Raw genomic sequence first — 10,219 nt, 5'->3', positions numbered from 1 at the left:
AGACCCCCGCCGGGCGCGCGACCCGGCCCCCGCGCCCGGCCGCAGGGCCCCTCGCGGCGGCACGCATGCCGAGTCGGGCTCCGCGGCCCTGGCCCGGGGCCGGCCCGGGTGTACGTTCGGCCGCATGAGCAACGACCACGCGCGTTGGACCGCTGTCGACCACTACCTCACCGACCTGCTCGCCCCCGCCGACGAGGCCCTGACCGCCGCCCTCGCCGACTCCACCGCCGCCGGACTCCCCGAGATCGCCGTCGCCCCCAACCAGGGCAAGCTGCTCCACCTCCTCGTCGCCGCGCAGGGCGCGCGGAACGTCCTGGAGATCGGCACCCTCGGCGGCTACAGCACCATCTGGCTGGCCCGCGCCCTGCCCGCCGACGGCCGGCTCGTCACCCTCGAGTACTCCCCCGTCCACGCCGACGTGGCCCGCGCCAACCTCGCCCGCGCCGGCCTCGGCAAGACCGTCGAGGTGCGCACGGGCGCGGCCCTGGACATCCTGCCGCTCCTGGAGCAGGAGGGCGCGGGCCCGTTCGACTTCTTCTTCATCGACGCCGACAAGGTCAACAACCCGCACTACGTCACCTGGGCCCTGAAGCTCTCCCGCCCGGGCAGCCTCGTCGTCGTCGACAACGTGGTCCGGAACGGCAAGGTCGCCGACCCGGACCCGGACGACGAGGTGATCACCGCGACCCGGGAGATGTTCGAAATGGTGGCGCGCGAGCCGAGGTTGGACGCGACGGCGTTCCAGACGGTGGGCACGAAGGGCTACGACGGCATGCTCGTCGCCCGGGTCGTCGGCTAGCCGCCACCCACCGAACATCATCGGGCGGGACCACCACTCCCGCCCGCCGCACTCGGGCGGCCGATCGCTTCGGGCACTTCAGGTGCCGATGGACGGCCTTGTCCGGCTGGGACGGCTACACAGCGTTCGCCTCCCGCTCGTGAGCGGCACAGCGGCCACCACGGGCAGTCAGCTCTCTCTCCCCCGGGTCCCACCCCGACTCGCCCACGTCCTCGAAGCGGCCCGCGTCGCTCCACCCCTTCGACGCGATCAGCGAGGCGCGCCGTTCGCGCTGCGCCACGGGCGACGCCTGCGAGTCGTCCTCACGCCGCTTTGACTGGCGGATGTACGAGACTGCACGTACGTGATCAAGGCCCGGCGCAGCGCCCGGCCTGTGCTTCCTGAGAGGTGTCCTGTGCCTAGCGTGGTAAAGATCAACGTCCTGACCGTCCCGGCCGAGCAGCGCGAGGTCCTGGAGCAGCGCTTCGCCTCCCGTGCCGGTGCCGTCGAGGGGTCGGACGGCTTCGAGTGGTTCGAGCTGCTCCGGCCGCTGGAGGGCACGGACCAGTACCTCGTGTACACGCGGTGGCGCAGCGAGGAGCACTTCCAGAACTGGATGAGCGGTTCCATGAAGGAGGCTCACCAGGGCGGCGCGGACCGGCCGAAGCCCGCTTCGACCGGGTCCACGCTGTGGTCGTTCGAGGTCGTGCAGCAGGCGTCCCCGAAGTAGTCCGGGGGCGACTCCCCGAAGTAGTCCGGGGGCGACTCTCCGAGGCAGTTCAGGGCAACTCCCCGGACCAGCCCGGCGCGACTCCCCGAAGCAGTCAGGGGTAATTCAGGAGCGCCCCGCGGTCATGCGCGCCGAGAATGGCGCGCATGACCTGGACCTTCTCCCCCGAGCGCGTCGACACCCCGGACGCCACCGCCCTGCGCCGCGACTACTACGGCGACGTCGCCGGCCGCTACTGGAAGCGGCCCGCCACCGAGGCGGAGATAGACGAGGGCCTCACGAACGACGGCGTCGAGCTGCTCACGCCGCCCACCGGGCAGTTCCTGGTGGCGCGGTACGGGGAAGGGGCCGAGGCCGCCGGCTGCGGCGGGGTGCTGATGCTCGACGCCGAACGCGCCGAGCTGACCCGGGTCTTCCTGCGCCACGCGTACCGGGGCCTCGGCAGCGCCGGCGCGCTCCTCGCGCACCTGGAGGACGCGGCGCGCGAGCTCGGCGCCGAGCGCATGGTGCTGAACACGCGCCTGGACCTGGTGGAGGCGCGGGCGCTGTACACGCGCCACGGGTACGCGGAGATCCCGGCGTACTGCACGGGCCCGTACATGGAGATCTGGTACGGCAAGGAACTCTGACCCGCCTGGTTGGCCGGCGCTGAAGGCTGTCCCGTAAATGATCGCGCGCTGGGTGAGCTGCTGATTTCTGCGTCACCCGGCGACGGTGAGGTTGTGCGGGCGGGCGATGCCGTGCACGGAGACGGCTCAGACCCCGTGATCACACCAGCCACGACAAGGTCGTTCCACCCGCCACCTCCCGCTACCGTCACGACACGGAGCCGTACTCCATCAAAACGGTCACGCCGTCATCTGACACGACGCAGAACCCGGCCTTCTCCCAAAAATGCACGGCTCCGGCGTTCGCCGCGGCCGGGTCAACCGTTACCCGGCTCCACCCCAAAGTTCCGCGGAGGTAGTTCACAAGGGCACGAGCCGCATCCATTCCGAGACCACGGCCTCGCGCCTTGGGAACCAGCACCATGTCGATGCCGCCCTCGTTCGCGTCGGCATGCCAGTACTGCGCATACCCCACGGGCGCACCCTGGGCCAGCACAAGAAATGACTGAACCTCCGGACGACGCCGACCCACGTACTTCGCTGCTACTTCCTCACGCGTCTTCGGAACCCCTCCCCAGTGCTCCACGAAGTCAGGATCGGCGAACCAGCCTGCAAGCAGGTCCAGATCGCCTTCGGACGTGGGGACAAGACGCGTCAGCGTCCCGCTGATGGCGAAATCCTCGGGCATCAGCCGCCCCTGACCTGGTCGTTCGGGCAGGTTCGCCCGGGGCCGGCCCCGGCTGGCGCGAAGGCCGCACAAGCGTCCCGGGTCAGTGAACCGAGCCCGGTCAGAGCCTCGGCCACCTCCCGTCCGGTCTCCAGCTGCCGCCACAATTCGCGCAGTGCGGCAAACCCATCCGTACCGTTGGTGAACCGTCGAAGCGCGATGTCGAGGTCCCGCACTCGCCCCGCTAACGCCACGGCCTCTCCCCGAACGGCTTGATCACCAGCCTCCAGACGCTACACCTCACCGCGCTGGTGGTTGCAGAGGGAGTCCATCAGCCCCCCAGCCTTCCGTTGGCCACAATGCGGTACAGGTGCTGATTGCGGGCCAGCCCTTAGACGGGCGGTCGACCGGCGTAGACCGACGGCAGACCGGCGGTTGACCGACGCAGACCGATGGCAGACCGGCGGTTGACCGACGCAGACCGATGGCAGACCGGCGGTTGACCGACGCAGACCGATGGCAGACCGGCGGTAGACCGGCCCGCTAGGCGCGGTGGTCGCGGGGCGGCTCCGGTTCGCGGGGCCGCTCCGCGTCCGAGCCGGCGAGCTCGGCGGTGAGGAGTTCGACGAGCCGGACGAGGTCGGTGGGCCGGTCCGGACCCCACCAGTCGCCGAGGAGGTCGGCGAGGGAGTCCTCACGGGCCTTCGCCAGCCGTACGGCGGTCTCCGCGCCAGGCGCGGTGAGCACCAACTGCAGCCCTTCGCGCGCCACGAGCTGCCGTTCCTCCAGCTGGCGGGCGGCCTCTGTGATGGCGCGCAGCGGTACGGGGGTCGCCTCGGCGAGGCGGGCGGGTTCGACGGCGCCGTGGCGGCGTACGCGCAGCAGCAGCCAGCTGGCGGCGGGCAGCAGGTCGAGTCCGGCGCGGGCGGTGATCTTCTCGTAGACGCGTTTGCGGCCCTCGCGGGTGCCGAGCACCGACAGCGCGCGGGCGCACTCGTCGTAGGAGGAGCGCTCGACAGGGTTGGAGGCGACGGTCTGGCTGGCGTCGGGAGCGGTGACGGAGCCGCGCAGCCGGTCCTCCTTGAGGAACCACGCGACGACGAAGGCGACGAGGACGACCGGCGCCGCGTACAGGAACACGTCGGTGATGGACGTGGCGTACGCGTGCAGGACGGCGGGCTGGAGGCGGGCCGGGAGCGCGGCGATGGCGCGCGGGTCGGCGGCGATGCGGTCGGCGCTGACGCCGGGCGGCAGCGGCTGTCCGGCGAGGGCGTCCTGGAGTTTGCCGGTGAGGCGGTTGGTGAAGATCGTCCCGAAGACGGCGACGCCGAACGACGCGCCGATGGAGCGGAAGAAGGTGGCCCCGGAGGTGGCGACGCCGAGGTCCGCGTACGGGACGGAGTTCTGCACGACGAGGACGAGGACCTGCATGACGAGGCCGAGGCCGGCGCCGAAGACGAAGAAGTAGACGCTCATCTCCCAGGTGGGGCTGGTCTCGGTCAGCCGGTGCAGGAGCAGCAGGCCGAGCGCGGTGACGGCGGTGCCGGCGAGGGGGAAGACCTTCCAGCGGCCGGTGCGGGAGACGATCTGCCCGGAGGCGGTGGAGGTGAGCAGCATGCCGACGACCATGGGCAGCATGTGCACGCCGGACATGGTGGGGCTGACACCCTGCACGACCTGGAGGAAGGTCGGCAGATAGGTCATCGCGCCGAACATCGCGAAGCCGACGATGAAGCTGATGACGGCGACGAGGCTGAAGGTGCGGATCCGGAACAGCTTGAGCGGCAGCACGGGCTCGGCGGCGCGCCGCTCGACGAGGACGAAGCAGCCGAGCAGGACGGCGCCGAGGACGGCGAGTCCGATGATCTGCGCCGAGCCCCAGGGCCAGGTGGTGCCGCCGAGGGAGGCGACGAGGACCAGGCAGGTGGCGACCGAGGCGATGAGGAAGGTGCCGAGGTAGTCGATGGTGTGGCGGGTGACGCCGACCGGGATGTGCAGGACGGCGGCGATGACGAAGAGCGCGACGACGCCGATGGGAAGGTTGATGTAGAAGACCCAGCGCCAGGAGAGGTGCTCGGTGAACAGTCCGCCGAGCAGCGGCCCGAGGACGCTGGTGGCGCCGAAGACGGCGCCGAACAGGCCCTGGTAACGGCCGCGTTCGCGCGGCGAGACGAGGTCGCCGACGATCGCCATGGACAGCACCATCAGCCCGCCGCCGCCGAGGCCCTGGACCGCGCGGAAGGCGATGAGCTGCGGCATGTTCTGGGCGATGCCGCACAGCGCCGAGCCGATGAGGAAGAGGACGATCGCGCCCTGGAAGAGCTTCTTGCGCCCGTACTGGTCGCCGAGCTTGCCCCAGAGCGGGGTGGCGGCGGTCGAGGCCAGCATGTAGGCGGTGACGACCCAGGACAGGTGCTCCATGCCGCCGAGTTCGCTGACGATGGTCGGCAGGGCGGTGGAGACGATGGTCTGGTCGAGCGCGGCGAGCAGCATGCCGAGCAGCAACGCGCCGATCGCCACGAGGACGGTCCGGTGACTCCGTCCCTCACCCGGCGCCGCCCCCGGTACGGGGCCGCCGGCAGGCTGCGGAGCGCGTACGTCCTGGGCCATGGGCATCTCCTCCGGGGTCGGTCCTGCGGGTCCTGCGGGTCCTGCGGGTCCTGCGGGTGCTGCGGGTGCTGCGGGTGCTGCGGTCCTCTGGACGCGTCCTTCGTGGCTCCATCCTGGAGGGTTCCCGCCGTTATGGCCTGTTTTCGCCTGGTGGAGGGATGCGGGCGTTCACCCCGCCGTGGCAAGCGGGCTGCATAATCGCTCGCAGTTGACTGGGGAGGGGCTCCAACCATGTCCGGAAACGTCTGTCCTGAGTGCGGTGCACACAGACCCGGCTGCGCCTGCGAACGCACACAGGCGCAGGCTGCCGCACTGGCCGCGGCGGAGGACTTCGATCCGCTGCGCATCCGGCCGTACGTGTCCCTGGGCGCACCGGACGACGACACGGCGGTGATGGCCCCGGTGCCGCCGGGGACGGGCGCGGCGGGCGCGCCGGGGGTGGCGGGGGCAGCGGGGGCGGCGGGGGTCTCGGTGACTCCGGGCGGTCCGGGCGCTCCGGGCGGTCTGGCCGCGCCGGTGATGCCAGGGGCTCCGGGCGGTCTGGGCGCTCCGGGCGCTCCGATGATGCCAGGGGCTCCGACGGCCCCGGCAGGGCCGTTGCCGCCGGAGGTGCCGACGGGCGCGGCGGCGGGTGCGGTCGTGGGCGAGGGGCCGGACGCGGTGTCGGGCGCCGGGCAGGGCGCGGAGGCGGGTGCGCTGCCGGGGGAGCTTCCGACGCAGGTGCAGGCGGCCTACCCGGCCGGAGGGTACGGGGAGGGGCACGGCGCCGGTTACGGGCCCGAGTACGGCTCTGGGAACGGGTCCGGAACGGCGGCGGCCGACGGATACGGGCCGGGGGCCGCGGCGGCCGAGTACGGGGCCGGGTACGAGGCTGTGGCGGCGGCCGGGTACGGGGCCGGGTACGGGGCCGGGTACGAGGCAGCGGCGGCGCCCGAGTACGGGGCGGCGGCCGGATACGCGGCGAGGGCCGAGAGCGGGGCAGCGGCCGGATACGCGGCGGGGGCCGAGAGCGGGTACGCGCCTCCGCCCGCACTCGGGTACGAGGGCGGCGACGCCTACGAGCCGGCGCACACCCTCGCGTACCACCCCGACGGGTACGAGAAGCGGGGTCGCGGCAAGGGCCGGGGTGTGCTGATCGCGGGCGTGGTCGCGGCTGCGGTCGTCGGCACCGCGGTCCTCGCGACCGCGCTGATCGGCGGAGACGAGGGCACCGACGACCGGGCCGACGTCCCCGTCGTCACCACCAGCGCATCCCTGAACCTCGCGGTGTCCGAGGCGCCGACCACCACGCCCTCCTCCTCGGCGTCCACGTCGGCGTCGCCGACCGCGAGCCGGACCTCCGGGTCCGCCTCGCCGTCGCCGGCGGCCAGCCGTACCGCGAGCGCCACGACGTCCGCCGCGTCGACCGGCCCGACCCGGCCGACGGCCACGGCACCGGCGGGCGGGGGCGCGCCGACCGCGAGCGGGACGGCGGAGCCCGAGACGCTGAGCATGGGCTCGACGGGTCCGGAGGTGGAGGACCTCCAGTGGCGGCTGCGCGAGGCGGGGCTCTACAGCGGGCCGATCGACGGCCGGTACGGCAAGAAGGTCAAGCACGGGGTCGAGGTCTTCCAGTCGTACATGGACATCACCGAGGACCCGCGGGGCGTGTACGGGCCGACCACGCGGCGCGAGCTGGAAGAGGTGACGAGCGGCCAGGGGGGCGGCCAGTAGGCCCGGAGCCCGGAGCCCGACAGATGGGCAGACCGGCGGGCCGGTAGACCCGCGGATCGGCGCATCTGCGAATCGGCGCATCAACGAATCGACGGATCGACGGATTGGCGGACCGGCGCGGTCCGGGATGCGGACGTGGGTGGCGGTCGCGGCGCAGCGTTTTGTATCGTAGAGAAACAAAGTGGCCCCGCCCGCACCCCCTGACCGGCGGGCGGGACCGCTTCGTACCGCTTCGCGCTGATCCGTACGGCCTCGCACCGCCGCATCTCCGACACCCCTCATGGAGATCCCCATGAACGCCACCACCCCGGCGTCACTCACCGCCCGTGCCCTGCTCCTCGACATGGACGGCACGCTCGTCAACTCCGACGCCGTCGTGGAGCGCTGCTGGCGCCGCTGGGCGGAGCGGCAGGGGCTCGACCCGGACGAGGTCATGACGGTGGTGCACGGGCGTCAGGGGTACGCCACGATGGCCGTCCTGCTGCCGGACCGGCCCATGGAGCAGAACCACGCCGACAACCGGGTCATGCTGGCGGAGGAGACCGCCGATCTCGACGGCGTCGTCCCGGTCCCCGGCGCCCCCGCGTTCCTGGCCGCGCTGGCCCCGCTCCCGCACGCCCTGGTGACCTCGGCCGACCGGGCCCTCTCGGCGGCCCGGATGGGCGCGGCGGGACTGCCGATGCCCGCGGTCCGCGTGACCGCCGAGGACGTGAGCGCCAGCAAGCCGGACCCGGAGGGCTTCCTGAAGGGCGCCGCCGAACTGGGCTTCGCGCCCGAGGACTGCGTCGTCTTCGAGGACTCCGAGGCCGGCATCCAGGCCGGCCGCGCCGCCGGCATGCGAGTGGTCGGCGTGGGCCCGCGGGCAGCCGCGTTCGGCCCGGACGTACAGGTGGGGGACCTGACGGGCATACGGATCGAGGCCGCGGCCGACGGCACGATCACCCTCACTTTCGCGGGCGAGTAACCCGAGGAACCCACGGCCCGGGGCGGCCCCCGCCCCCGCCCGGGCCTGACCCCTCCGCTCGACCAGCAGCCGAGAGCCTCGCCCCGGCCTCGGTCCGCACCCGAGCCCCGCCACGGCCTCAGCCCCACCTCGGTCCGCACCCGGGAGCGCCCCGGCCTCAGCCCCACCTCGGTCCGCACCCGGGACCCGCCCCGGCCTCAGCCCCACCTCGGTCCGCACCCGGGACCCGCCCCGGCTTCACATCTGCCCTTGATCCGCGCTCCCGGGACTTGCCGCCGGCCTCAACACCACCACGACCCCGAGGCCCGTCCCGGCCCCGACACTCGTGCCGAGCCCGAGGCCCACGCCGCCCGAGCCCCGTGCCGGCCCCGAGGCCCACGCCGCCCCCGAGACCCGTCCCGACCCCGAGGCCCACGCCGCCCCCGAGACCCGTCCCGACCCCGAGGCCCACGCCGCCCCCGAGACCCGTCCCGAGCCCGAGACCCATGCCGCCCCTGCGGCCCGTGCCGCCCCTGAGGCCCGTCGGCGACCTCGCGCCCACCCGGCCCCGGAGACCGCCACCACCCCGCCCCGCCCTCTCCCTCCCCCGCCCCTAAACCCACCCTCCCGGAGCAGGTGCCGCCGCCCCCGACAAGGTCGAGACCACCGCACCCCCGAGACCTGCGCGAGCAGCGACCCCCGCGAGCGCCGACCTCACGCGTCACCAACCTCCCATCTCCACACGGGAACTGGCGCCCCCTCACGAGACCCGCCACCCCGCCACACCTTCACCACACCTCCGCACCCGCCACCCCTTGATGTGACGTGCACATGTCGCCACGCTGTCACCTGGCGCATCCCCGACGGAAACGTCGCGCCGCCACGATGACCGGGCCGACCACCCGGCACCGACCCCCACAGCAAGGGAGTTCGCATGTCCGCCGCCAGTGTCTACGCGCGTCGAATAGCCACGCTCGCCGCCTCCGCAGCCCTGACCGTCACCGGCCTCCTCGCCACCGCCCCGGCCGCCCAGGCGTCCCCGCCCACCCCGGTCGACGCCGCCACCGCCCGCGGCTACCTCGCCGCCCTGACGGTCGAGCCGGCCGGCTCGACCACCGGCTACAGCCGGGACCTCTTCCCGCACTGGATCACCCAGTACGGCACCTGCAACACCCGCGAGGTGGTGCTCAAGCGCGACGGCGTCAACGTCACCACGGACGCCAACTGCGCGGCCACGAGCGGCAGCTGGTACTCCGAGTACGACGGCGCCACCTGGACACTCGCCTCCGACCTCGACATCGACCACGTCGTCCCGCTCGCCGAGGCGTGGCGCTCGGGCGCCGACACGTGGACCACCACGAAGCGGCAGGGCTTCGCGAACGACCTGACCCGTCCGCAGCTCATCGCGGTCACCGACAACGTCAACCAGGCCAAGGGCGACAAGGACCCGGCGCAGTGGATGCCGCCGCGCACGGCGTACCGCTGCACGTACGCCCGGATGTGGGTCCAGGTGAAGTACTACTACGACCTCAGCGTCGACTCGGCGGAGAAGAGCGCGCTGCAGTCGATCCTCAACGGCTGCTAGGTCTCACCCCACCAACGTCCCGAATGTTGAACTTGCAAGCACTAGTGAGGGATGCCTAACCTAAGGACTTCATCGGTTCACCGTCCCCCCATGGCCGAAGGAGTCCTCCCCCATGAATGCGCTTGCGAGCCGTCTCAACCAGGCCCAGCCCTACGCGCTCGGACTGTTCCGGGTCGTCGTCGGCCTGCTCTTCGCCTGCCATGGCGCCGCCTCGCTCTTCGGAGTGCTCGGCGGCGCCATGGGCGGCGGCGCGGTGCCGACCGGCAGCTGGCCGGGCTGGTACGCGGCCGTCATCCAACTGGTCGCCGGTGTCCTGGTCCTGGTGGGCCTGGGCACGCGCGCGGCCGCGTTCATAGCCTCCGGCTCGATGGCGTACGCGTACTTCTCCGTCCACCAGCCCGAAGGCCTCTTCCCGCTCCAGAACGGCGGCGACGGCGCGGCCCTGTTCTGCTGGGCGTTCCTCCTCCTCGTCTTCACGGGCCCGGGCGCGTTCGCGCTCGACACGCTGTTCACCGGGCAGCGGGCGGAGCAGCCGGAGAAGAGCGCGGCCGTCACCGCGTAACGGCGACACGTCTACGAGGCCGG

General features: G+C 72.7%; 9 protein-coding genes. 7 read left to right on the top strand and 2 right to left on the bottom strand.

Features of this window, described 5'->3' with window-relative positions; all coding sequences use genetic code 11:
• The first annotated feature begins 124 nt into the window (after window positions 1–124).
• The 3 genes from ACWEJX_RS26020 to ACWEJX_RS26010 all read left to right on the top strand — a co-directional run bounded on the left by ACWEJX_RS26020 (window position 125) and on the right by ACWEJX_RS26010 (window position 2,137).
• A complete protein-coding gene (locus ACWEJX_RS26020) occupies window positions 125–799 on the top strand; it encodes an O-methyltransferase (RefSeq protein ID WP_451609821.1) in 675 nt (224 codons plus the stop codon).
• A 394-nt stretch (window positions 800–1,193) separates the two neighbouring features.
• A complete protein-coding gene (locus ACWEJX_RS26015; protein ID WP_451609820.1) occupies window positions 1,194–1,508 on the top strand; it encodes an antibiotic biosynthesis monooxygenase family protein in 315 nt (104 codons plus the stop codon).
• Between the two features lie 137 nt (window positions 1,509–1,645).
• Entirely contained in the window at window positions 1,646–2,137 is a 492-nt protein-coding gene (locus tag ACWEJX_RS26010; protein WP_451609819.1) for a GNAT family N-acetyltransferase, read from the top strand.
• A 187-nt stretch (window positions 2,138–2,324) separates the two neighbouring features.
• Here ACWEJX_RS26010 and ACWEJX_RS26005 read toward each other — a convergent pair whose 3' ends face one another.
• Window positions 2,325–2,804, bottom strand: a complete 480-nt coding sequence (locus ACWEJX_RS26005) for a GNAT family N-acetyltransferase (protein ID WP_451609818.1) — start codon at window positions 2,802–2,804, stop codon at window positions 2,325–2,327.
• Window positions 2,805–3,326: 522 nt separating this feature from the next.
• Window positions 3,327–5,393: a DHA2 family efflux MFS transporter permease subunit gene (locus ACWEJX_RS26000; RefSeq protein WP_451609817.1), complete on the bottom strand. Its 2,067-nt coding sequence runs from the start codon at window positions 5,391–5,393 to the stop codon at window positions 3,327–3,329.
• Between the two features lie 231 nt (window positions 5,394–5,624).
• Here ACWEJX_RS26000 and ACWEJX_RS25995 point away from each other — a divergent pair, with 231 nt between their 5' ends.
• From ACWEJX_RS25995 to ACWEJX_RS25980, 4 genes are all read left to right on the top strand, one after another.
• On the top strand, window positions 5,625–7,106 hold the full coding sequence (locus ACWEJX_RS25995) for a peptidoglycan-binding domain-containing protein (protein WP_451609816.1): 1,482 nt from the start codon (window positions 5,625–5,627) through the stop codon (window positions 7,104–7,106).
• A 292-nt stretch (window positions 7,107–7,398) separates the two neighbouring features.
• Window positions 7,399–8,070, top strand: coding sequence for an HAD-IA family hydrolase (locus tag ACWEJX_RS25990; protein WP_451609815.1), 672 nt, complete (start codon window positions 7,399–7,401; stop codon window positions 8,068–8,070).
• 913 nt (window positions 8,071–8,983) lie between these two features.
• Window positions 8,984–9,634, top strand: a complete 651-nt coding sequence (locus tag ACWEJX_RS25985) for an HNH endonuclease family protein (RefSeq protein WP_451609814.1) — start codon at window positions 8,984–8,986, stop codon at window positions 9,632–9,634.
• 112 nt (window positions 9,635–9,746) lie between these two features.
• On the top strand, window positions 9,747–10,196 hold the full coding sequence (locus tag ACWEJX_RS25980) for a DoxX family protein (RefSeq protein WP_451609813.1): 450 nt from the start codon (window positions 9,747–9,749) through the stop codon (window positions 10,194–10,196).
• The last annotated feature ends 23 nt before the right edge of the window (window positions 10,197–10,219 follow it).

The organism is Streptomyces sp. NPDC004788, assembly GCF_053601115.1.
Note: the sequence above shows the minus strand (reverse complement) of the source record. Positions and strands in the feature narration are given on the sequence as shown.

Coding starts and splice junctions, on each gene's coding strand:
- ACWEJX_RS26000 (WP_451609817.1), bottom strand. CDS start 5,393: ATGGCCCAGGACGTACGCGCTCCGCAGCCTGCCGGCGGCCCCGTACCG.
- ACWEJX_RS26010 (WP_451609819.1), top strand. CDS start 1,646: ATGGCGCGCATGACCTGGACCTTCTCCCCCGAGCGCGTCGACACCCCG.
- ACWEJX_RS25980 (WP_451609813.1), top strand. CDS start 9,747: ATGAATGCGCTTGCGAGCCGTCTCAACCAGGCCCAGCCCTACGCGCTC.
- ACWEJX_RS25985 (WP_451609814.1), top strand. CDS start 8,984: ATGTCCGCCGCCAGTGTCTACGCGCGTCGAATAGCCACGCTCGCCGCC.
- ACWEJX_RS25995 (WP_451609816.1), top strand. CDS start 5,625: ATGTCCGGAAACGTCTGTCCTGAGTGCGGTGCACACAGACCCGGCTGC.
- ACWEJX_RS26005 (WP_451609818.1), bottom strand. CDS start 2,804: ATGCCCGAGGATTTCGCCATCAGCGGGACGCTGACGCGTCTTGTCCCC.
- ACWEJX_RS25990 (WP_451609815.1), top strand. CDS start 7,399: ATGAACGCCACCACCCCGGCGTCACTCACCGCCCGTGCCCTGCTCCTC.
- ACWEJX_RS26020 (WP_451609821.1), top strand. CDS start 125: ATGAGCAACGACCACGCGCGTTGGACCGCTGTCGACCACTACCTCACC.